Raw genomic sequence first — 23,391 nt, forward strand, 5'->3', positions numbered from 1 at the left:
CCCACAACGCAGGGCATCTAAAAAGAGCAAAGCCGCTCGACCAACCGCCAACTCCTCCCGGCGGTGTGTGTCGGCGGCTTTTTTTGTTTGCCCAATGGGCTGAACCGAGAGGGATGAAGATGAAAAAGCTAATTCTGAGCCTGGCAGCGACGACGGCCCTTGCCTCGCCTGTATTTGCCGAGCTGGAGCTGGAAAAAGACGAGCTGACCTTTGGCTTTATCAAGCTGACCGACATGGCGCCTTTGGCGGTTGCCCAGGAACAAGGGTTCTTCGACGACGAAGGCTTGTTTGTCACGCTTGAAGCGCAGGCCAACTGGAAAGTGCTGCTGGATGGCGTCATCGATGGTCAGCTGGACGGTGCACATATGCTGGCCGGTCAGCCTTTGGCGGCAACAATCGGCTATGGCACCGAAGCGCATATCATCACGCCCTTCTCGATGGACCTGAACGGCAACGGCATCACCGTGTCCAATGAGGTTTGGGAAGAGATGAAGCCGAACGTGCCGAAAATGGACGATGGTCGCCCGCAGCACCCGATTTCTGCGGCAGCGCTCAAGCCGGTGATCGAAAAATACAACGCCGAAGGCAAGCCCTTTAACATGGGCATGGTCTTCCCGGTTTCGACGCATAATTACGAGCTGCGCTATTGGTTGGCAGCGGGGGGTATCAACCCTGGTTATTACTCTCCTGAAAACATCACCGGTCAGATCGCAGCCGAAGCGTTCCTGTCTGTGACGCCTCCGCCGCAAATGCCGGCCACGCTCGAAGCGGGCACCATTTATGGCTATGCCGTGGGCGAGCCATGGAACCAGCAGGCCGTGTTCAAGGGCATCGGCGTTCCGGTCATCACCGACTATGATATGTGGAAGAACAACCCCGAAAAGGTCTTTGGCATCACCAAGGAATTCGCGGAAGAAAACCCGAACACGACCCTCGCCGTGGTCAAGGCGCTGATCCGCGCGGCTATCTGGCTGGATGAAAACGACAATGCCAACCGCGAAGAAGCGGTCGAGATCCTGAGCCGCCCGGAATATGTGGGTGCGGATTACGAGGTGATCGCAAATTCGATGACCGGCTTTTTCGAGTTTGAAAAAGGCGACCGTCGTCCGGCGCCCGACTTCAACGTGTTCTTCCGCTATAACGCGACATACCCGTTCTATTCCGACGCCGTTTGGTATCTGACGCAGATGCGCCGCTGGGGCCAGATCTCGGAAGCCAAACCAGACAGCTGGTATGACGAGGTCGCCAAGTCTGTCTATAAGCCTGAAATCTATCTGGAAGCGGCCAAGCTGCTGGTAGACGAAGGCCTGGCGAACGAAGCCGACTTCCCCCGGGACAGCGACGGGTACAAAGCGCCTACTCCGGCAGCGGACGTCATCGACGGCATCGGCTATGACGGCAAAGCGCCCAACGCCTATCTGGAAAGCCTACCGATCGGCCTGAAAGGTGACCAAAAAGTCGTTGGCACCGAGATCCAAGGCTAATTGAGCCGCGCATCGGCGACGGCTTGCGGCGGAAGGGTTCTTCAAATCCTTCCCCGCCCAGGCATCACTGATGCGCGATCCCTCCATCCAACTTCCCGCCACAAAGCAGGACCCGACACATGACCGCGATCGACCCCAGTTCCTTAGCTTCTGAACAGCGCAAAGAGCGTTTGTTCACACGTATCAACCAGGCCGACAAATGGTTTCAAGTGCTTGGCCTTGCTTGGCTGACGCCTGTCCTGAAGGCTGCTGCGGGCGATAACCCCAAAGCACAAGTCAGCGAAATCTGGCGTCTGTTGATCGTGCCGTTGTTGGCCATTGCGGCCTTTCTGGTCTTGTGGGGCACGCTGGCCCCAAAGGTCCAAACTTCTCTGGGGGCGATCCCCGGCCCGGCGCAAGTTTGGACCGAAGCGGTCAACCTGCACGAAGCGGCAAAAGCGACCGCTGAAAAACGGGCAGCCCATGAAGAGCGCGTCGAAAAACGCAACCAGCGTTTTATCGACCGGGGCCAGCCTGAGAAGGTGAAAGATATCCCCTTCACCGGCGCGCCATCTTATTACGCGCAAATCTGGACTTCGATCAAAACCGTGTTCTTCGGCTTTCTGATCGCCACTGTTGTCGCCGTGCCGCTTGGTATCGCGGCGGGCCTTTCGCCGACCGCAAATGCAGCGCTGAACCCGTTGATCCAGATTTTCAAACCGGTCTCTCCCCTGGCTTGGTTGCCCATTGTGACCATGGTTGTCTCGGCCGTTTACGTCACGCAGGATGGCTGGTTCGCCAAGTCCTTCCTGGTCTCGGCTATCACCGTAACGCTGTGTTCGCTCTGGCCTACGCTGATCAATACCGCTTTGGGTGTGGCATCCATCGACAAGGATCTGGTGAACGTCTCCAAGGTGTTGAAAATGAACACCTATACCAAGATCACCAAGCTGGTTCTGCCCTCGGCTCTGCCGCTGATCTTCACTGGTCTGCGCCTCAGCCTCGGTGTTGGCTGGATGGTTCTGATCGCCGCTGAAATGCTGGCGCAAAACCCTGGCCTGGGCAAGTTCGTCTGGGATGAGTTCCAGAACGGGTCGTCTCAGTCGCTGGCCAAGATCATGGTTGCGGTTTTGACTATCGGCATCATCGGCTTCCTGCTGGATCGGGTGATGTACGCGCTGCAATCCCTGTTTACCTTTACCAATAACCGGTGAGTGTGATGGGTATTCTAAGCATCAAAAACGCCTCGAAATCCTTTGGTGAGGGCGCCGGACGCACCGATGTGCTGAAGGGCATCGACCTGGATGTGGAAGAGGGTGAGTTCCTGGTCATCCTCGGCTTTTCCGGCACTGGCAAGACCACGCTAATCAACCTGCTGGCAGGGCTGGATACGCCCACTTCGGGTGAGGTCACGTTCAAAGGCGCACCGATCAAGGGTCCGGGCCCCGAACGCGGCGTGATCTTTCAAAGCTATTCGCTGATGCCGTGGCTGACGGTCAACGGCAATGTCGGGTTGGCGGTGGACACTGTGTTCCCGGGTCTCAGCAAGGCGGAAAAGGCCGAGAAGGTCGCGCATTACGTCAAGATGGTGGGCCTCAGCCACGCCGCGACGCGCCGTCCGGCGGAACTGTCGGGCGGGATGCGGCAACGGGTCAACGTGGCGCGCGCCCTGTCGATGAACCCCGAGGTTCTGCTTCTTGACGAGCCGCTTTCGGCACTGGATGCGCTGACCCGCGCCAATTTGGCCGACGAGATCGAACATATCTGGGAAGCCGACAAGAAAACCTGCGTGCTTATTACCAACGATGTGGATGAGGCGATCATTCTGGCCGACCGTATCATCGCATTGAACCCTGATGGCACGCTGGGGCAGGAGTTCCGCGTCTCGATCCCGCGCCCGCGTGAACGGGGGGCGATGAACAACAACGAGACGTTCAAGCGTCTGCGTGCTGATGTCACCAAATACCTGATGGATGTGGGGATCGAGGCCAAGGTTGAAGGCACGCGTCTGCTGCCTGATGTCACCCCGATCCACGGCGTGCCTGCTGCAGTGGCCGAGGCACAGGCCGGGATGATCGAAAACCGGTTCCTGGACTTCTCGCAACTGCACAAGGTCTATCCGACACCCAAGGGACCGCTGACCGTGGTTGAAGATTTCGATCTGAAGATCGACAAGGGTGAGTTTATCTCGCTGATCGGCCATTCAGGCTGCGGCAAGTCCACGGTTCTGACCATGGCGGCCGGACTGAACGAGATCTCGAAAGGCGCGATTAAACTGGATGGGCGTCACGTTGAAGGCGCTGATCCCGAACGTGCGGTGGTCTTCCAGTCACCCAACCTGTTCCCCTGGCTCAGCGCCAAAGAGAACGTGGCGATCGGGGTCGACAAGGTCTATCCCAAGGCCAGCCAGGCCGAGCGGCAGGATGTGGTCGAATACTATCTGGAACGGGTCGGTCTGGCCGACGCGATGGACAAATCCGCCAGCGATCTGTCGAACGGCATGAAGCAGCGCGTTGGCATCGCCCGCGCCTTTGCCCTGTCGCCCAAGCTGTTGCTGCTGGATGAGCCTTTCGGGATGCTCGACAGCTTGACCCGCTGGGAGTTGCAAGAAGTGCTGATGGAGGTCTGGTCGCGCACCAAGGTGACCGCGATCTGCGTGACCCATGATGTCGATGAGGCGATCTTGCTGGCTGACCGGGTGGTGATGATGACCAACGGTCCACAGGCGACCATCGGCAAGATCACCAATGTCGATCTGCCGCGCCCGCGCACCCGCAAGGCGTTGTTGGAGCATCCCGACTATTACGCCTATCGGCAGGAAGTTCTGGATTTCCTGGAAGAATACGAACACGGCGCCAAGCCGAAATCGCCCGCCCCCAAGGCGATTGCAGCGGAGTGAAACCATGAAACAAAGACTTGTTGTCATCGGCGCAGGCATGGCCTCGGGCCGGGTGTTGGAAACCCTGACCGACAACGCGCCGGATGCGTTCGACATCACCCTGTTCAATGCCGAGCCGCGCGGGAACTATAACCGCATCATGCTGAGCCCGGTGCTGTCGGGTGAGAAAACCTATGACGAGATCGTCACCCATGACGATGCCTGGTATGCCGAGCGTGGCGTGGCCTGCCGCTTTGGCGAAGAGGTTGCGAAGATCGACCGTGAAATGAAGGTGGTCGAGGGTGAGAAGGGTCATGTGCCCTACGACAAACTGGTGATTGCCACCGGGTCAAACCCGTTCATCATCCCTCTGCCCGGTCATGATCTGGACGGCGTGATTGCCTATCGCGATCTGGAAGATACGCAGCAGATGATGGGTATGGGTCCCGATAACAAGGTTGTCGTGATCGGTGGCGGCTTGCTGGGCCTTGAGGCCGCAGCGGGCATGGCCGCGCATGGGGTGGACGTGACCGTGGTGCACATCATGGGCCACTTGATGGAACGTCAGCTGGATGAGGCCGCCGGTTACCTTCTGAAGAAGTCGCTGGAGGAGAAGGGCATCAAGATCTGCCTGCAGGCGAACTCGAAGGAGATCCTGGGCCAGGACGGCAAAGTACGGGCGTTGCTGTTGGAGGACGGCACGGAATTGCCCTGCGACCTGCTGGTGATGGCGGTGGGTATCCGGCCCAACACCACACTCGCGCAGGAGGCCGGCCTGGCCACGGGGCGTGGTATTCATGTTGATGACCAGATGCTCACCTCGGACCCGGATGTGTATGCGGTGGGCGAATGTGTCGAACATGATGGTGCGGTCTTTGGCCTTGTGGCGCCTCTTTATGATCAGGCGAAGGTGGCCGCGCAGGCTCTGATGGAACAAGACGCCGCGTTTGTTCAGAAGACACTTTCGACCAAGCTGAAGGTCACCGGGTGCGACCTGTTCAGCGCGGGTGATTTTGCCGATGGCCCCGGGCGCGAAGACATCGTGTTCCGCGATCCGTCGCGCGGCGTCTACAAGCGGTTGGTGATCGAAGAGGACCGGCTGGTTGGCGCGGTCATGTATGGCGACACGGCCGATGGCAGCTGGTTCTTTGGCCTGATCAAAGACGGCACAAACATTGACGAAATGCGCGAGACGCTGATCTTCGGCCCGGCTTATCAGGGGGGCGATACCGCGGACCCTCTCTCAGCCGTTGCAGCATTGCCGCCTGAGGCGGAGATTTGCGGCTGCAACGGCGTATGCAAGGGCGAGATTGTCGCAGCGATCACAGCAGGGGCCGGTGATCTGGGCGCGGTGCGGGCCAGCACCAAGGCCAGCGCATCCTGCGGGACATGCACCGGGCTGGTCGAGCAATTGTTGCAGGTTACACTGGGTGATGAGTTCCAGATGCCAGCGGCGCAGCCGGTATGTGGCTGCACTGATCTGACCCACGAGGATGTGCGCCGTCTGATCAAGGGGCAGGAGTTGAAAAGCCAGGCTGCCGTCTGGCAGGAGCTGGGTTGGACAACACCCAATGGCTGTCATATCTGCCGCCCGGCGATCAACTATTACCTGCTGGCCGATTGGCCGCTGGAATATCAGGACGACCCGCAAAGCCGGTTCGTGAACGAACGCAAACACGCCAATATCCAAAAGGACGGTACTTTCAGCGTTGTGCCGCGTATGTGGGGTGGGATCACCACGCCGGATGAGCTGCGTGCCATCGCAGACGCCGCCGACAAATACGATGTGCCCACCGTCAAGGTGACAGGCGGCCAGCGCATCGACTTGCTGGGTGTTAAGGGTGAGGACTTGCCCGCGATCTGGTCGGACCTGAACGATGCGGGTTTGGTCTCGGGCCACGCCTATTCCAAGGGTCTGCGCACGGTGAAAACCTGTGTTGGCACTGATCACTGCCGGTTCGGCACGCAAGACAGCACCGGGCTTGGCATCAAGCTTGAGAAAACCCTGTGGGGGTCCTGGACGCCTCATAAGCTCAAGCTGGCTGTCTCGGGCTGTCCACGCAACTGTGCTGAAGCGACCTGCAAGGATATCGGCGTCGTCTGTGTGGACTCAGGCTATCAGATCAGCATCGGCGGGGCTGCCGGGATGGATGTGAAAGAGACAGAGCTGCTGTGTCAGGTCCCCACCGAGGATGAGGCGATTGAGGTCGTCATGGCCGTCACGCAAGCCTATCGCGAAGGCGGCAAGTATCTGGACCGCCTGTATAAATGGCTGGGCAAGGTCGGCATGGACTGGGTCAAGGCGCAGGTCGTCGACGACCTGGACAACCGCGCCGCACTGGTTGCGCGGTTTGAGCTGTCGCAAAGCATCTACCGCAAGGACCCCTGGGCCGAGCATGTGCGTGACAAGGCCAAGACCTATACACCGATTGCAGATTTCACATTGGAGGCCGCGGAATGAGCTGGATAGACATTGGAAGCCTCGAAGATGTGCCCCTGCGCGGCGCGCGTCTGGTGAAAACCCATATCGGCTGCATCGCGGTGTTTCGCACCGCCGAGGCCGAAGTTTTCGCCGCAACCAACAGCTGCCCGCATAAGGGCGGGCCTTTGTCCGAGGGCATCGTGCACGGGCAATCCGTGACCTGCCCGTTGCACAATTGGGTGTTCGATCTGAACACTGGTCAGGCGCAGGGCTCGGATGAGGGGCGGATCGACACGTATTCGGTACGCATCGAAGACGGCCGCATACTGCTGGACGACAGCGCCGTCACCCGGCGGAGCGCGGCCTGATGGACGGAACCGGCCTGCCCGAGACCCGGTCAACCTGTGCCTATTGCGGTGTCGGCTGTGGCGTCTTGCTGCGCCCGGACGGGGCCGGGGGGCTGGCCGTGCGTGGAGACCCGGAGCATCCGGCAAATTACGGGCGTCTATGCTCGAAAGGCATGGCCTTGGGGGAAACTGTCGGACTGGATCACCGCCTGCTAGCCCCGCGCGTGTCGGGGCAGGACGCCTCATGGGATGACGCGTTGCAACTGGTGGCGGATCGCTTTGCCACAACGATCAGGGATCACGGGCCCGACAGCGTCGCCTTTTATGTCTCGGGCCAGTTGCTGACCGAGGATTACTACGTCGCCAACAAGCTGATGAAAGGGTTCATCGGCTCGGCCAATATCGACACCAATTCGCGGCTTTGCATGGCCTCCACCGTGGCCGGGCACAAACGGGCCTTTGGGACGGATACGGTTCCGGGCACCTACGAGGACCTGGATAAGGCCGACCTGATTGTTCTCGTGGGGTCAAACCTGGCGTGGTGTCACCCGGTTCTCTATCAGCGCGTAGTCGCCGCGCGACAGGCGCGGGGCACCAAGATCGTTGTCATCGACCCGCGCCGGACAGCCAGTTGCAGCCAGGCCGATCTGCACCTTGCCTTGCAGCCCGGCAGCGATGTGGCCTTGTTCAATCACCTGTTGACGCAAATCCATGCAGGCGGGCATGCCGCGCCTGAGTTTCTGGACCACACCGTGGGCTTCGCCGAAGCGCTTGAGGCCGCCCAACGGGATGATCCGGCGGTCACCGGTTTGGACCCTGACGACATCGAACGGTTTTGCACGCTTTGGACCCAAACCGAACGCGTGGTGACGATCTTCAGCCAGGGCGTGAACCAATCCTCCAGCGGAACGGACAAGGTCAACGCGATCCTGAACTGCCATCTGGCGACCGGACGGATCGGGCGCGAAGGCATGGGGCCGTTTTCGGTCACCGGTCAACCCAACGCGATGGGCGGTCGTGAGGTGGGCGGCTTGGCCAATATGCTGGCCTGCCATCTGGACATCGAAAACGAAGACCATCGCGCCGCGGTGCAGGGGTTCTGGAACGCGCCGACTCTGCCGCAAAAACAGGGTCTGAAAGCGGTCGATCTGTTTCGATCAATCGAAGAAGGCAAGGTCAAAGCTCTGTGGGTCATTCACACTAACCCGGCGGTCACCATGCCGGATGCAGACCGGGTCAGCGCGGCGATCAAAGATTGCCCCTTTACGGTGGTCAGCGATCTGACCGCGCAGACAGATACCGCGCGCCTCGCGGATGTGGTTCTGCCTGCGGCAGGCTGGGCTGAGAAATCCGGGACCGTTACCAACTCGGACCGCACGATCAGCCGGCAACGCGCGGTTCTGACGCCACCCGGTCAAGCCCGCGCCGATTGGGACATCCTGGCTGAGGTCGGACGCCGTATGGGCTGGGACGAGGCGTTCAGTTTTGACTCTCTGGCGCAGATCTTTCGCGAATATGCAGCCATGTCGTCGCTCGCGGGGTCTTTCGGCAAGGATTTCGACATTTCTGGCCTCACGGATATCACCGAGGATGACTATGCCGAGCTTGCGCCTACACGCTGGCCCGTATCTGCGAAACGAACCGGTGGACGTTTCTTTGAGGATGGGGCGTTCTTTCACCCCGACGGCAAGGCGCGTCTTCTTCCCGTTTCCCATCGCCCGCCTCAGAAAGCGCCTTCCGAGACCTATCCATTTGCGCTGAACACCGGACGCAACCGCGATCAATGGCACACGATGACCCGATCGGGCCTGTCGCCGCGCTTGTCGGCCCATCTGGCGGAACCTTATGTCGAGGTGAATCCGGAGGACGCGAAGAAATTGGGCCTTGCCCCAGCAGATCTGGTCGAGATCACTAGCGCGGTTGGCAAAGGTATCTTCCGGCTGCGGATCACCGATGCGGTCACGCCGGGGCAGGTCTTTGCCCCCATCCACTGGACGGGTGAAACCGCGCCTGCTGCGCGTGTCGATGCCTTGGTGCCCAGCGTGACAGATCCGATCTCGGGTCAGCCGGAAAGCAAAGCGGCGGCTGTGTCCGTAAAGCCCATGCTAGCGGCATGGTATGGGTTCGCAGTATCGGTTTCGGCGCCTGCTCCATCTTCGGATTATTGGGCTTTGGCAAAAACCGACATCGGGTACAGAACCGAATTGGCGGGATGTCATGTGATCGATGATTGGGAAGGTACCGCACGCGCGTGGTTTGACTTGCACGATGCCACGGCAACCGTGATCGAAGATCCGAAACGCGGCGCGTTTCGGATTGTGTTGTCCAATGAACACGGGGTTTTGGCCGCACTTTATGTCTCGTCGCAACCGATTTCGTTGATGCGGGATTATCTTGCAACCCTGCCAGATGTGGCCCCCTATCAACTGCTGTCGGGACGCGCTGCGCTGGATCAGGTCGATTGCGGGCCGGTTGTCTGTTCATGTTTCGGCGTTGGGCTGAAGACCATCATCAGCGCGATACAAGACGAGCGCCATCTGAGCGTCGCTGAAATCGGCGAAGCGCTTCAAGCAGGCACCAATTGCGGCTCGTGCCGGCCCGAGCTTGCGGATCTGATCACCGAATATTCGACGCCAGAGGCCAAGACCCCAAAACGCCGCGCACAGGTCTGAGGTCTATGGCTTTGGCGCTCAGTTGATCGGCGTGGAGATCTTCCCAACGACATCTAGGCTGCGATCACTGCTGTGAGTTTGCGGCGTCGGCCTGAACACGTTTGAAGTTGAGGAACTGCACGATGTCGGCAGCTTCGTTTTCCTCGAAATCGGCACCCTCAAAATGGGTTCTGTCACCGTTCAACGTAACGACCCCCAACCGATCACCTGAAAAAACGCTGAACTGGTTTCGATGGTCTCCGCGGCGATGCAGCGTGTATTTGGGCGCCGACGCGTTTTCGCCCCAGATCATGCCTCGGACCGGGCTGGTACAGGCTTTGGCATCAGCCAATGCCACGAGGCTGTTGGCAATGTCGACTTGGCTGAATTGCGTATCGACACGTTTAGGCTCGGGGGCAAGAACCGGCCCGATCACAACAGCGGGTATTTGGGTATAGGCTTTTTCGTACCCGTATCTGTCGACCTCTTGGCCGAGTAACGGGCGCATCGCGCGATGATCACCCAAAACTATCAGATGGCCTGTTTCGAAAAAGCCAGCTTCTGAAAGATGGCGGTATAGCGCGCCGATTTGCCGGTCGACATAGCGGATAACCTGTTCTTCCGAGCGGATACCACTGTCTGGCGCGACGAACGGATGATGGCTGGAAGCCGTTTTCGCAAAGATCAACGTTGGCACGGTGGCGCCTTGTATGACGTCGATGATCCGCTCGACCAAAGCGGCATCGGGTGCCGCATCAAAATGATAGCGGGGCCATCCTTCATAGAATTTGGCTTCACTGCCATGGACTGTCTCGAACCCCAATGCGTCGGCCCATTCTCCGGTTGATGAAAACTCGAGATCAGAGGTGGTCAGGAAATAGCTGTCATAATTGTTTGCAGCGTATGCCGATACCACCGAGTCTTTTGCAGCCCAATATCCGGCGAAATGGGTGTTTCCTCCGTCGGTCAGGGTGTTCGGAGGATAGATCGGGTATTCGGCGGTCAACAGCGAAAGCTCGGCATCTTCGGTTGTAAAGCCGTTGGCCAGGAAATTGCCCAAGGCAAGGTTTTCACGCGCCAGTTTGTCAAGCTCTGGTGTCCAGTCATTCAGTCCGCTGAAAAACCCGGAATGATAAGACGAAAGGGATTCGACCATGTAGATAACCAAAGGCCCGGCAAGCCTTGGGGCGTCAGAGCATATCGGTTCGAATGGATCAGAAAGAGTGCCGCGAAACTCGGCACTATAGGCCCGAAACTCGCTGAGATCTGTCTGGTTGTTGGAAATGACGTTCTGGAAAAGACGGTAATGCACATATCCGGTCTCGCGCATGTTCCAGACGAGGATGCCCGCGACCGCGACGACAATCCCCAAAGCTGTTGCCGTATGGTGACTGATCCTAGTACTTTGCAACAGGCGCCAGACACAGAAAACCGCGCAGCAAAACGTCACCAAAGTCGATGCAATCGCGATCAGCGTAAGAGGTTTGAAGTCAAACAGGTAGGTCAGCGAGTAGGAACCAAACTTTCCAATGTCGGATACGGTCAAACGCTGCCCAAATTGCTGCGAGATGAGGACATCGAGGAAGATCAAGCTCAGCAAGAAGATGGCCACCAGAAAGCACCCGACCGCTATGTTTTTCCGCCTCGATGCCGCGGAAACCAGCAGCAAAAGCAAAATCGGCACCAGCAGAATAAAGTCGTTTCGAAGCGTTTCAACGAACGCATGGCGTGGCGTTGAAGTCATGCTGGAAACAAGGAGCTCGACTTCAAGGGCGCGATAAAGGCTTGGGCCAAAGATGGCGCCCAAAACAATAATAATTCTTAACATATTCAGTTTTTTAATTCGATCTAACGTTTGGTTTCTAAAATCTGTGTTGCAATGGGATGCGCCGAAAAAAGACACGTTTACGCAGGGTTAGATTAATCAGGCCACGCATTGGTCAATAGTTAACTTTCAACGATTAGGTGAAAAATTTTTGTGGTGATGTCTTATTGCGATACTTGCGTGACGGCGTAGGCGAGATGACATAAAGTCGAAAAATCCGACATAGTGACGTTATTACCGACCAATTCGTCACTGTGGTCCCTGCACCTCGGACATTTCGCGTCTCATACTGGAGTAAACGCGTAAGGAGGCAGCGCATGACCTGGAATATCTGTGTTCTTGGCGGTGGTAAGATTGGGCAGATGATCGCCACTTTGCTGAAGCAATCCCGCAATTATTCGGTGACGGTGGCAGACCATGATTTGTCGGCGCTTGCGGCGTTCAAAACCATGGGCGTTCCCACTCGCCAGATTGACGCGACGGACGAGACCGGGCTGAAAGCGGCGCTGGAAGGGTTTGACGCGATCATCTCGGCGGCTCCGTTCTTTCTTACTCCGGCCATTGCAGCGGCTGCCAAGGCTGTAGGGGCACATTATTTCGATCTGACCGAAGATGTCGCGGCAACTGCCACCGTGCGCGCGTTGGCCGATGGCAGCAAATCCGCCTTCATGCCGCAATGTGGTCTGGCCCCGGGCTTTGTTGGTATCGCGGGCGCTGCGTTGGCGGCTGAGTTTGACCAGATCGACAGCCTGCATATGCGTGTTGGTGCCTTGCCGATGTTCCCGACCAATGCGTTGAAATACAATCTGACTTGGTCGACAGACGGGTTGATCAATGAATATTGCAACCCGTGCGATGCCATCGTGAATGGTGAACGCGTCAAGACCGCGCCGCTCGAAGATTATGAACGGATCGGTCATGACGGGGTTGAATACGAGTGTTTCAATACTTCGGGCGGGCTCGGGACTTTACCGGAAACGCTGGAAGGAAAGGCGCGGGCGGTGTCCTACCGATCGATCCGCTATCCCGGTCACTGTGATATCCTCAAACTGTTGTTGCATGATCTCGGGCTCGCGCAGCGTCGGGATCTGCTGAAAGGCATATTCGAGACGGCATTGCCACGCACCGATCAAGACGTGGTTCTTGTCTATTGTACGGCCAAAGGCAAAATCGACGGGACCCTGCGCGAAAAGTCTTTGATCAACAAAAGCTTTGCGCGCGACATCCACGGTCAAACCTGGAGCGCCATTCAGATCACAACAGCTGCAGGCGTGCTGGGCGCGGTTGATCTGATGCGCACAGGCAAGCTGCCGCAAAACGGGTTTGTGCGGCAAGAGCAGGTCCGGTTGGACGACTTCCTGAACACCGAATTTGGTCAGCTCTATCGGGCTGGCGCTGTCACCGAACAGAACAAGGCGGCCTAAGCGATGAAAGATGTTGTTATGACGGCAGAGCAGATTTTGCAGAATTTGGGGTTGAGCGCAGCAGAGCTGACGGGTGGAACACTGGCCGTTACCTCTCCGATCGATGGCAGCCTGCTGGGTGAGGTGCATGAAACACCTCTGTCCGAGATAGATGCCGTGTTCGACCGTGCCAAGGCGGCGTTCAAATCCTGGCGCATCGTGCCTGCGCCCCAGCGCGGTGAGCTGATCCGCCTGCTGGGCGAAGAGCTGCGCGTGGCAAAGGATGATCTGGGCGCGCTGGTCAGTTGGGAGGCGGGCAAGATCACCTCGGAAGGTCTGGGCGAAGTGCAAGAGATGATCGACATCTGCGACTTTGCAGTGGGTCTGTCCCGGCAGCTTTATGGCCTGACCATCGCATCTGAACGCCCGGGCCATCGGATGATGGAAACCTGGCACCCTGCCGGGCCGGTTGGTGTGATTTCGGCGTTTAACTTCCCTGTTGCCGTCTGGTCTTGGAACGCGGCGCTGGCGCTTGTCTGCGGGGATCCGGTGATCTGGAAACCGTCAGAAAAGACTCCACTGACGGCGATGGCCTGCCAAAAGATCTTTGAGCGTGCAGTGGCGCGATTCGGCGATGCGCCCGAGGGTCTGCTACAGACACTCATTGGCGGTACGCAACTGGGCGAGGCGTTGGTGGCCAGCGAACATGTCCCGGTGATTTCGGCAACCGGCTCAACCCGGATGGGCCGTGCGGTGGCCCCGGTTGTAGCATCGCGTTTCGGCAAATGCATTCTGGAATTGGGCGGCAACAATGCAATGATCGTCGGCCCCTCGGCTGACCTTGAAATGGCGGTGCGGGCCATTGTGTTCTCGGCGGTTGGTACGGCCGGTCAGCGCTGTACCTCGCTGCGGCGGTTGATCGTCCACAACTCGATCAAGACCGATCTGGTTGCGCGTTTGAAGAAGGCCTATGCCGGATTGCCCATCGGCAACCCGTTGGCCCAGGGCACATTGGTTGGTCCTTTGGTTGACGAGGCCGCAGGAGCCGCGATGACCGCCGCGCTGGAGGCTGCCAAAGCCCAAGGCGGCACCGTTTTTGGCGGCAATCGTGTCACCAGCGGTGTGCCGGACGGGGTCTATATGGAACCTGCGATTGTCGAGATGCCAGGCCAGACCGAAGTGGTTAAGACCGAGACCTTTGCACCGATCCTTTATGTCATGGGCTATGACGATTTCGATCAGGCCATCGACATTCAGAATGACGTACCGCAAGGCCTTTCATCTTGTGTTTTCACCCTGAACATGCGCGAGGCCGAGCAATTCCTGACTGCCGCCGGGTCTGATTGCGGGATTGCCAACGTCAATATTGGTCCATCCGGGGCCGAGATTGGCGGCGCGTTTGGCGGTGAGAAGGAAACTGGCGGGGGACGCGAAAGCGGCTCGGACGCCTGGAAAGCCTATATGCGGCGGCAGACAAATACGGTGAATTATTCAGCCGAACTTCCGCTGGCCCAAGGGGTCAAGTTCGACATCTGAACCAATGGCCCGACCGATTTGGACATGGTCGGGCCTTAGTCGGCAAATAGATAATCCAGGCGCATGATGGCCTGCGCTGTGTCAGATGGCAGGCCCAGAAATCTGGCAACCGCGCGTTCATTCTCGGCGCGATTCGCGGTTTCGCGCAGGCGCAAATAGCCGTCAAACTCGGCTCGCCGGATCAATTCGGATTCGTATGCGATATCGTTGCGCAGTGTCGGCAGCAGGTGGGCCACCGTTTCGGGCCGGCTGTTTTCACCGGTCAAGCCGACCCTTCGGGCATGCCCGGTCAGGTAGTCATCGGAATAGCTGCATTCGACCTCGAGGATATGTGTGCGGACTTGGTCGGCACAAAAGTCCTGAATGACGTCCAGATTGGCGGGATCGAGGCAAATCACCAGTTGATCAGACTTGAAATTCTCAAACAGCATACGCACAACGGCGCGCCGATGCCGCGAGCGTTTCAACAGAGTAGTCTCGATTCCGCCCAGATCGGGTAGGGGCGTTTCCCCTTCGTCGAACAGGTATTCGATACAGGGAATGTTGGTTTCAGAAGCGATCTGATCGACCAGCCTTTTGGCGACGTGCCACTTCTTGCAAACTACAAGATACAGATCCCGTTCGGGCCCGAGTGTGTTGTTCGCTTCCCAGAACCGTTGGCCAAAGCGCCGCCCAACCCTGCCGCGACCGGTAAGAAAGGCGTGTAGATTTCGCCCTTCGTTCGAGATCTGAAAACTGACCCCTTCCTGCGCATAAAGCTGGCCCAACCGTTCTTTCATCTCGCGTGCTTCAGGACTGATCTTTCGGGCGAACAGATAGTCCTGGCTGAGCAGTAAATCGTAGTGATCGTTGTAGAAAGTAACCGGCATACCATAGTCGGAGAACATCAGGAACGTCAGCGTGCGGTTCTCGATTTCCTGTTTCGGAACCTGATGGCGGACCAGGGTTTGAAAAAACGTCTCGTCCGGTATCCAGGTGGTCGAGAAAAAGCGGATGATATCGCGGCGTTCGCGCAGCAGCTTTTGGATCATCTCGATTGTTCGGCGCCGCAGACACCACCATTGGCTGCCAATCATCACTTTCAAATCACCGGGTATTTCACGTGTCAGGCCCAGTTTCTTTTGTGCCTCATAGCTCGCGTAAAACCGGCCTGCTTGTGTTCGTTCGTTGAAGTAGTGGCGATAGATCAGCCGGTCTTCCTTCATTCCGGTCTTGATCCAGTTGCTTTTGAAAAAGTCGTGGCTTTCGATAAAGTCGAGATCGTGCCGGTCCAGAAAATCATGCGTATATTCTGCCGTCTTGATGGCCATGCAATCGCCGGACAACATGTAGAAATGCGTGGCCCGGGGGAACGCTTCGGTCGCCGCATCTATGGCATGAAGCGTGGCTTGTACCAAAGACCACGCGCCCCAGCCGCATTTGATCCGTTTGGCCGCAAACGCAACATTCGGGTTTTCACGCAATGCGTCGCGGATGCGTTGATAATCTTTGGCGGATGCGCGCGCATCGAAATGGATGGAGATGCAGTCCCCCACCGCCGTCAGTTGCTGAGCCTGAGCAATGATAGCGTCGGGGTCTTTGTGGCATAACAAGATAAAGGCAATTTTTGCCATTGGTTTGCGCTATTTCCGTTTCTGCCCGTTTGCACCCGTGATACTGAGGATGAGCGATTGAATAAACAGAATATTTTTGATTTTTTGTGTGTATAGGCCAAGTGTCGGACTGAGATCCGGTGGCATAAGGAGGCGCAGTTAATGGGGTTTCCCGGGACATGGATGACCGAAAGTCAAAGCATGGTCTACCGTGTGGTGCCCAAATGCGCCTGCTCGACCATTGGTCAGATCATGTACTATTCGGATCATGGTGTCTTTTTCGACGGCGACATCCACGATGCATCGGAGGGGCTGCACAAGTGGTCCTTTGAGAACAGCAAATCCCCGATTGCCGAGAATGTCCGTGGGCATAGCTCGTACACATTTACCTGTGTGCGCAATCCCTATACGCGGATCCTGAGTTCGTTCTTCGACAAGATTTGCGGCATTCAGCGCAACGGCAAGCGATACCGGGGCAATCTGGTGCCCAGCCTGATCTATAACTATGGGATTGAGGTTGGCGGGGATGACGGCAAGGGCGAGTTCGACCAGATCGCCAGCTTTCGTCGGTTCCTTCTGTTTGCGCGCGATACCATCCGGTGGCGCCGCCCGATGGATCCCGACATTCATTGGTCGGCCATGTCGGGCCATGTCTCGACGCTGATCGTGAATGGCGGGCGCTATGACCGGATCTTTTGGACTGAAAAGTTCAACGACGGCATGCAGGGCGTTTTGGATCAGGTGCAGACCGAGCATACAATCACCTTGTCAGATGTTCCGCGTTTCAACGAATCCGAAGGTCATGGGCCAAAACGCGCACATCCGGTTGAGGATTTCTTTGACGATCTGTCCATGCATCTGGTCTACGAGATCTACAAACAGGATTTCGAACTGTTCAAATACGATTTCGAAAACCCGGCGAACAAATTGCCAATCGGTGAAATCGACCTGGAAGAGATTCACGCCAAACTGGGGGACTGAGAAGCACTAAGTGTCCGCGGCAGAGATTTATCTGCGTAGAACACGATTTGCAGGTGAGTGTCCGCTTGGAGTCCAGCTTGGCCAATGCTGCGCGATGCCCCAATTACCGCAACGCAGGGGCAAGCAGACTTTGAAAAGCCGACTGCAGACCCAATGCGTCCGGATAGAAAGAGTCATGGATCCGCGTCAGCTCCAACGTTCAATGACATTCGCATCTCGCGTGGCTTTATAAGCTTGAAACTCCCGTAGGCCCGAGAGATGAAACCTGCTTCTTTGAGTTGACCGAGATGCAATGCATTCGTAGACCGCGCAAGGTTCGAAAGGTGAGCGAGGTCGGACCGTGTCGCATCAACTTCGGGCTGCCGATCAAAAGGAATGTCTTTCACACGCACATCTGCGAGCCGCAAGAGAAAATAGTGAGGCGCTGAGTAGATCAGAAGATGCGGCGGGCCGCTTCCCGCCACGATATCGAAGACTCACGTTCAGCGTTCCTTGACGGCGACACAGGGTACAGAAATCAGGCACTGCACAGTCCAAGCCAGTCAGCCGCAGGTGACTACCCACGAAGCTCGTGTTTTGCCTCAGCGGCAACCCGACTAAACTTTTAGGGTCAAACACGCTTGGAATGCGGATTCGCTGAAACTGTGGCGACGGTCGCGCTTGCCTTAAGGTAGCGGTGTCCAATCCACCTCTGGATCAAACCAGATCGAGAGCAATCCTCGTGTTTTCAATGCGGCATTGTACGATGGCCAGTTCCCGGTCTTCTACTTCGACCGGGCCCAACTGGTCGTAGTCTCAGCTATCATGCTGGATTCATGAGGTGAATCCTTCAGCCCATTTGTGCAGCAAAGCAGCTTGGCTCCAGAATTGCGACCCGTCAGTTGGGAGAGAATCACGAATCTAGCCATTCGGATACCAGTAAGGAATCAGGCAATTTCGTGACACAGAATCGACCAAACCGCCAAATCTTTCAATCTAAGCGTGTATTTCTCCGTGGTTTGGAGGATGCGGCGCCCTGATCGCGGGACCTAACCTTGTGGAAGGCTCCGTCGGTATGGAGGGGGTTAGAACGCCGCAAATTTGGGCGGCATCCACGAGTAACTAGTGAGTTAACTAGGAGAGTATGATGTTGAAGCTTTATGTAATGATGAAGACCATGGCACGTGACGAAAACGGCGCGACCATTGTGGAATATGGCGTCGCTCTGACAATCGTCACGGCGATTGCAGTTGCTACCCTGACTGCTTTGGGCAACGACGTTAACGCTCAGTTCACAGACGCTGAAACCCTGATGTAATGAACTGACCGAAGACAAAGCACGCGGTGCGCTCAGCCCCGCGTGCTTATCGTCCCGGAATATTTTCTTGATCCGCTGGCAAAGTGCAACCGCTCAGATCGGTTCATTCGATAAACGCCAGGAAATAGCTGAAGGAGCACCAGATGAGACTCTCTGCCATTTTCACAGCATTGACGGGCCTTGTCGTAGCCGGAGGGTCCGTTTACGTCGCTCGGGATTACATTCAATTCGATACACAGTCCGCAAATGTCGAGGCCGAGAGCGAGATGGTGAGCGTGGTCGTTGCATCGCGCGATATTTCGTTTGGCGAAGAAATCGAGCCCGGCGCGCTGACGACAATTGACTGGCCCCGTGGTGCTTTACCCGTAGGCGTCTTTACAGATTACGACGACCTGATTGCGGCGGCCAGCATGCCGTCGCGTCGCGCCCGTCGCGCAATTGCTCAGGGTGAACTGATCCTGAACAACAAGGTTTCCGACTTTGGTGAAAAGGTCACCATCGTTCAGACGCTGGGTGCAGATCATCGCGCCATGGCCATTGAAGTTGATGCCGAAACCGCCGTCGGAGGCTTTGTCACCCCTGGTGATCGGGTCGATGTGGTAATGACCACCGGCGAAAAAAGAGACATGCACGCCGTCACCATTTTGCAAAACATCAGAGTCATTGGTGTTGATCAGGAATCTGACGAACAGACCGACCAACCCGTTGTTGCGCGCACGGTCACTGTTGCTGTTACCCCGGATCAAGTACAGCGCCTTGCTCTGGCGCAACGTGCCGGTCGGCTGAGCCTAACCTTGCGGTCCATTGATGACACAGAAGACAAGGCGCTGACCATGACGCGGCTGAACGATCTTCTGATTGATGAACCGGTTGTTGCGCAGGACATCAAAGAACCGGTGCGCAAAACGATAATCCGGGTCCGCCGCGGCACCGAAGTGACAGAATCCGTCATCAACTGAATCGACCAAGGAAGGTTTCGACCGTGTCCCTCGCGCAATTCATACGTCAATTCCGTAGCTCCGAAGACGGCGCGATCCTGGTCTTTGTCGCGGTGGCCCTGTCGGTCATGATAGGAATGGCCGCCCTCGCATTCGACATTGGTCGGGTGACCACCACTCAGTCGGAATTGCAGAGCTTTGCGGACAATGTTGCCCTTGCGGCTGCGGGGGAACTCGATGCTCGCCCGGATTCAATCACCCGCGCCACAAATGCGGCTGCAAACATGATCCGCGACCGTCAAAGCTTTGGCGTTCGGAACAAGGATCAGCTATTGTCAGGTGCTACGGATTACCAGCTGCGGTTTTACGAAAACCCGCCAACAACTGCGACTGATCCCGCTCAACCCGCGCAACTGCTGGATTCGACCGATCCGGCCAGCGGACCGAAAGCTGCATTCGTTCGGGTTACCGTCGATACGCACGAGGTCGGTACTCCGCTCGCAGCGGCAGCGGCGGCTTTGTTGGGCAATGCGCAGCCCTTCTCGAGCGTCAATGCCGAGGCTGTGGCAGGGTTCACCCTGATGGCCTGCGACATCACCCCTATGTTCATTTGCCTGCCGCAACCTAGCCTCGATCTGACCGAAGGCCAGTTGGTTCGGATGGTAAGTCAGGGTGGCAATGGCCATTGGGGGCCCGGAAACTTTGGTTTTCTGTCTTCTAATCAGACCCTGGCCATCGACGCGTCTGGTGCCTGCGAACCTGCACCAAACGGTCAGGAAGACTCTTGTGCTCTGGCCGCGTCGCGCGCTGTTTCCATGTGCTTCAGCCAAAGAGGCGTTGAAACCAGACCGGGTCTGAGCGTGGGCAACATGGTGGCTGGTTTTAACACACGTTTCGACCGGTTTGAATCCAGCGCCAAGCAATTCAGCAACGGCGCGCGCTACGACGTCGACAATTTCGCTTCTTCTCCGCATGTCCTGGACGGTTGGATCACAGCAGGTAACGGAAACAACTGCACCAGCCAGCAGTCGCCCACTTATGATGCGAACGGGATCCTTGATCCGGCCGCGACCGTTGGGCTACCGCTTGACGATTGTTTTGCCAGCGGCACTTGCCCGACGCCTCGTATCGGCAACGGCGTGTTCACTACTGGTCTTAACGAATACCTGACGATCAACTATGGCGCAGATTTCAGCGGCCCTGTCCCAACCGGTATTCCGTCATGGTTCCCGACTGGTGGTACCCGCTATGACATCTACAATGCTGAGGTCACCAACCAGGCCGCTCTGGAAGCTATCCTGAACGCCGGTGGTAAAGCTGAAAGCAGCATGCCTTCATGCCAACCGCCTTCTACCGGTCGTGCTGATCCTACGCGCCGTGTCATCACCGTCGCCGGTATCGATTGCGCAACGTTTGCAGACGAGCTTAACGGCGGATCGGGTACGATTCCGGTCACCAGTTTCATAGAGATGTTTCTGATCCGCCCCTCTGAATCCGGCAGCACCGGTGCCAACGCGGTCATCTATGGTGAAGTCATTCAGACCGTATCGGACGGCGTTGGCGGAGCCGGAGTCGGCGGCATCGTTCATGATCTGGTTCAGCTTTACGAGTAATGATCATGTTTGGTGCATCCCGTCATATCAGAATGACCCTCAACCGGTTCCGCAATGACCAGTCCGGCGCTGCGTTGGTCGAATTCGCGATCCTTTTGCCGATCCTGTTAGTGACATTTGCCCTGATCGTCGAAGGGGGACGGATTTTCTGGTCCTATCAAAATGCGATCACGGGGGTTCGGGACACTGCCCGTTATGTTGGCCGGATCGCCCCGTCGGACCTGTGCACTGCTTCGCCAAGCGCTGCTATCGGCGATTTTCAAGCCGCTGTATCAAACACTTTGACGTCGCTTTCGACCACCGACATTGCCGTTGGTCTAGACTCTCTGTCCCTCGAATGCGTTGGCAACGCAGGTGAATACCGCGTTTCGCCCACACCGGTAGCCGTACTGACCGCGTCACTGACGATTTCAAATCTGCCATTCACGCCCCTGTTCCAACTGGTCGGAGGCTCGACAGCAACGCAGATCCAAACCACGATCACAGATCGCAGCCGGGTGTTTGGACCATGACCCGCCGCATTCACAAGATAACCCGCGAAATGTCGCGACTTGGCCGTCAGGAAGATGGGTCGACGATCACTGAGCTTGCCTTTGTCCTGCCGTTGTTCCTTTTGATTTTCCTGGGCCTGATAGACTTCGGCAGATTGGCCTTCCACTATGTGGCTGCCGAAAAAACAGCACAGGTCGCCGCTCGGATGGCCGCAGTGATGCCACCCGCATGTGGCGGTGTTCCAACAACCAACAGCCGCGGCACCTATACCGATATCACCGGCCCGCGCTTCGGAACCAATTGCAGTTTCGCATCGGGCGTTTGTGTTGAACCGGTCGCAACCGTATGCACCGGAGCGGCGCCCGCGAATGCAGCGGCGCAGACCACCGTGACCGACATCTGGAACATGCTTCAGTTTGCCGTTCCCAACGATCCCACCGCAACTTTTGACGAAAGCAACGTCACGTTCACTTACGAGTTCGACCCGGAAATGAATTTCCTGGGTGGCCCTTATGTACCGATGGTCACGGTGACAATCGAAGAACTTCCATTCCGGTTCGTCTCTCCGTTGGGTTCGATCGCAGCGCTGGTTTTGGGCGGCTCAACGCCACAAACCGATGCGCTGACCACCGCGACAACGGGCTTCAAAATATTTTCCGACTTTAGCGCAACCCTTCCTGGTGAAGACCTCGCCAGCGGAGTCAACGGTTGAATTTCTAATCATGGGAGCTGAAGAATGACGCAAAAATCATTAGCCCTAATCTCTGACAATGAGGCGATTAAGAATTCAGTCGCCCAGGCCGTCGACCGGTTCGACGATCTTTCGCTAGAGACACATTCCGGGACCTTGTCTTCGGTAAACGGTCGCGCCTGTGATCTGATGGGTAACAATGACCTGCTGGTGTTCAGCTTTTCAGGCGAATTGGATCTGGAAACTGTCAGCGATCTTCGTCGCAGCGCCGGTTCGCGCGGTACCTTGTTGGCACTTAGCGACGGTGACATCTCATTGACCGAAGCGCGTGCGCTGAACAAATCGGGTGTGGATGAGATTCTGCCCTATCCCATCGGGCAGGACGAACTGGCCGAACAGATTCAACGTCTGACGGTCGACAAGTCTTTGCTGCCGACCATTTACTCGCCGCAACCGCAGCGGCTGGGACAGATCATCAGCGTATGCCCGGCCCGTGGTGGCATCGGTGCGTCGACGTTGTCCATCAACCTGGCCGACCAGTTGCAGGGGTATTCCGGCATCTTCCGGAAAAAGACGCGAAACAAGGTCGCCGTCGTAGATCTGGATTTGCAATTCGGCACGGTCGCGACGTCCTTGGACTTGCAGCCTTCTTCCGGGCTTTTGAGAATGGCCCAGGATGGGGTCATGCCGGACCGGACGTTCCTTCAGCAATCTCTGGTGCAACATGCGTCCGGTTTGGAAGTCCTGAGCGCGCCCGAGGAATTCATTCCTCTGGATGTTCTGACACGCGAACAGGTCAGCGCGTTGATCGAGACTCTGCGTCTGGAATTCGACTTTGTCGTCATCGATCTGCCTCGTGTACTTGTCGATTGGCTGGGCGCAGTTGTGACCGCGTCCGACCGGATGCTGATGGTGGGCGACAGCTCGGTCTCTTCGGTGCGTCAAGCCTGCCGTTTGATTGAATTCTTCTCAAAAGAGCGGCTCGAACCTCCGGTTGAGATCGTCATAAGCCAGGAAACAAAACCGACATTCCGATCAAGCCAACATGTCGAGGCCCAAAAGGCGCTGGAACGCGAATTGGGCTTTTGGCTGCCAAGCGACGCGCGCCACGCAAAGCAGGCGCTAGATCGGGGTCAACTGCTATCGCAGGCCTCAGGCAGCTGTGCCTTGTCCAAGGCGATCCGCACAATGGGTCGGAAAATCATGAATGAAGCCATGGTCAGCAAAACCGACCTCAAAAACAACGCAGCCTAATTGGAGTC

General features: G+C 57.2%; 17 protein-coding genes and 1 pseudogene. 15 read left to right on the top strand and 3 right to left on the bottom strand.

Annotation, left to right across the window (positions count from 1 at the left end):
• Window positions 1–119 precede the first annotated feature (119 nt).
• The 6 genes from GOX45_RS02715 to GOX45_RS02740 all read left to right on the top strand — a co-directional run bounded on the left by GOX45_RS02715 (window position 120) and on the right by GOX45_RS02740 (window position 9,782).
• Window positions 120–1,484 (top strand): CmpA/NrtA family ABC transporter substrate-binding protein, encoded by a 1,365-nt coding sequence (locus tag GOX45_RS02715; protein WP_171097719.1) that lies wholly within the window; start codon window positions 120–122, stop codon window positions 1,482–1,484.
• A gap of 119 nt (window positions 1,485–1,603) precedes the next feature.
• Window positions 1,604–2,677 (top strand): ABC transporter permease, encoded by a 1,074-nt coding sequence (locus GOX45_RS02720; protein WP_171097721.1) that lies wholly within the window; start codon window positions 1,604–1,606, stop codon window positions 2,675–2,677.
• Between the two features lie 5 nt (window positions 2,678–2,682).
• Window positions 2,683–4,362 (top strand): ABC transporter ATP-binding protein, encoded by a 1,680-nt coding sequence (locus GOX45_RS02725; protein ID WP_171097723.1) that lies wholly within the window; start codon window positions 2,683–2,685, stop codon window positions 4,360–4,362.
• A 4-nt stretch (window positions 4,363–4,366) separates the two neighbouring features.
• Window positions 4,367–6,802 carry a nitrite reductase large subunit NirB gene (gene nirB / locus GOX45_RS02730; RefSeq protein ID WP_171097725.1) on the top strand — a complete coding sequence of 812 codons (2,436 nt, stop codon included), beginning with the start codon at window positions 4,367–4,369 and terminating at the stop codon, window positions 6,800–6,802.
• A complete protein-coding gene (gene nirD, locus GOX45_RS02735; protein WP_171097727.1) occupies window positions 6,799–7,131 on the top strand; it encodes a nitrite reductase small subunit NirD in 333 nt (110 codons plus the stop codon). The genes nirB and nirD overlap by 4 nt, the downstream gene beginning before the upstream one ends.
• Window positions 7,131–9,782 (top strand): nitrate reductase, encoded by a 2,652-nt coding sequence (locus GOX45_RS02740; RefSeq protein ID WP_171097729.1) that lies wholly within the window; start codon window positions 7,131–7,133, stop codon window positions 9,780–9,782. The genes nirD and GOX45_RS02740 overlap by 1 nt, the downstream gene beginning before the upstream one ends.
• Before the next feature lie 64 nt (window positions 9,783–9,846).
• Here GOX45_RS02740 and GOX45_RS02745 read toward each other — a convergent pair whose 3' ends face one another.
• Window positions 9,847–11,505, bottom strand: coding sequence for an LTA synthase family protein (locus GOX45_RS02745; RefSeq protein WP_171097731.1), 1,659 nt, complete (start codon window positions 11,503–11,505; stop codon window positions 9,847–9,849).
• A gap of 398 nt (window positions 11,506–11,903) precedes the next feature.
• Between GOX45_RS02745 and GOX45_RS02750 the strand changes: the two genes are divergently transcribed.
• Entirely contained in the window at window positions 11,904–13,010 is a 1,107-nt protein-coding gene (locus tag GOX45_RS02750; protein WP_171097733.1) for a saccharopine dehydrogenase family protein, read from the top strand.
• A gap of 3 nt (window positions 13,011–13,013) precedes the next feature.
• The gene (locus tag GOX45_RS02755; RefSeq protein WP_171097735.1) at window positions 13,014–14,525 is read left to right on the top strand and encodes an aldehyde dehydrogenase family protein; all 1,512 of its coding nucleotides are present in this window, start codon (window positions 13,014–13,016) and stop codon (window positions 14,523–14,525) included.
• 35 nt (window positions 14,526–14,560) lie between these two features.
• Here the strand turns inward: GOX45_RS02755 and GOX45_RS02760 are convergent, their stop codons facing one another.
• Window positions 14,561–16,138: a DUF5928 domain-containing protein gene (locus GOX45_RS02760; RefSeq protein WP_171097737.1), complete on the bottom strand. Its 1,578-nt coding sequence runs from the start codon at window positions 16,136–16,138 to the stop codon at window positions 14,561–14,563.
• A gap of 141 nt (window positions 16,139–16,279) precedes the next feature.
• Between GOX45_RS02760 and GOX45_RS02765 the strand changes: the two genes are divergently transcribed.
• Window positions 16,280–17,098 carry a sulfotransferase family protein gene (locus tag GOX45_RS02765; protein WP_171097739.1) on the top strand — a complete coding sequence of 273 codons (819 nt, stop codon included), beginning with the start codon at window positions 16,280–16,282 and terminating at the stop codon, window positions 17,096–17,098.
• Between the two features lie 431 nt (window positions 17,099–17,529).
• Here GOX45_RS02765 and GOX45_RS02770 read toward each other — a convergent pair.
• Window positions 17,530–17,829, bottom strand: a pseudogene (locus tag GOX45_RS02770) (transposase); the annotation flags it as partial.
• Window positions 17,830–18,224: 395 nt separating this feature from the next.
• Here GOX45_RS02770 and GOX45_RS02775 point away from each other — a divergent pair.
• The 6 genes from GOX45_RS02775 (at window position 18,225) to GOX45_RS02800 (ending at window position 23,383) form a co-directional block, all read left to right on the top strand.
• Complete coding sequence (locus GOX45_RS02775) at window positions 18,225–18,395, top strand: Flp family type IVb pilin (protein ID WP_171097742.1); 171 nt, start codon at window positions 18,225–18,227, stop codon at window positions 18,393–18,395.
• Between the two features lie 143 nt (window positions 18,396–18,538).
• Complete coding sequence (gene cpaB, locus GOX45_RS02780; protein ID WP_171097744.1) at window positions 18,539–19,354, top strand: Flp pilus assembly protein CpaB; 816 nt, start codon at window positions 18,539–18,541, stop codon at window positions 19,352–19,354.
• A gap of 23 nt (window positions 19,355–19,377) precedes the next feature.
• Window positions 19,378–20,946 carry a Tad domain-containing protein gene (locus GOX45_RS02785; protein WP_171097746.1) on the top strand — a complete coding sequence of 523 codons (1,569 nt, stop codon included), beginning with the start codon at window positions 19,378–19,380 and terminating at the stop codon, window positions 20,944–20,946.
• A 5-nt stretch (window positions 20,947–20,951) separates the two neighbouring features.
• Window positions 20,952–21,458, top strand: a complete 507-nt coding sequence (locus GOX45_RS02790) for a TadE/TadG family type IV pilus assembly protein (RefSeq protein ID WP_171097747.1) — start codon at window positions 20,952–20,954, stop codon at window positions 21,456–21,458.
• A complete protein-coding gene (locus GOX45_RS02795; RefSeq protein WP_171097749.1) occupies window positions 21,455–22,150 on the top strand; it encodes a TadE/TadG family type IV pilus assembly protein in 696 nt (231 codons plus the stop codon). Before GOX45_RS02790 ends, GOX45_RS02795 begins: the two co-directional genes overlap by 4 nt.
• 24 nt (window positions 22,151–22,174) lie before the next feature.
• Window positions 22,175–23,383, top strand: coding sequence for an AAA family ATPase (locus tag GOX45_RS02800; RefSeq protein WP_171097751.1), 1,209 nt, complete (start codon window positions 22,175–22,177; stop codon window positions 23,381–23,383).
• Window positions 23,384–23,391: the final 8 nt, after the last annotated feature.

Origin of the sequence: Ruegeria sp. HKCCD7255 (genome assembly GCF_013031565.1) — a bacterium.
Lineage (GTDB): Bacteria > Pseudomonadota > Alphaproteobacteria > Rhodobacterales > Rhodobacteraceae > Ruegeria.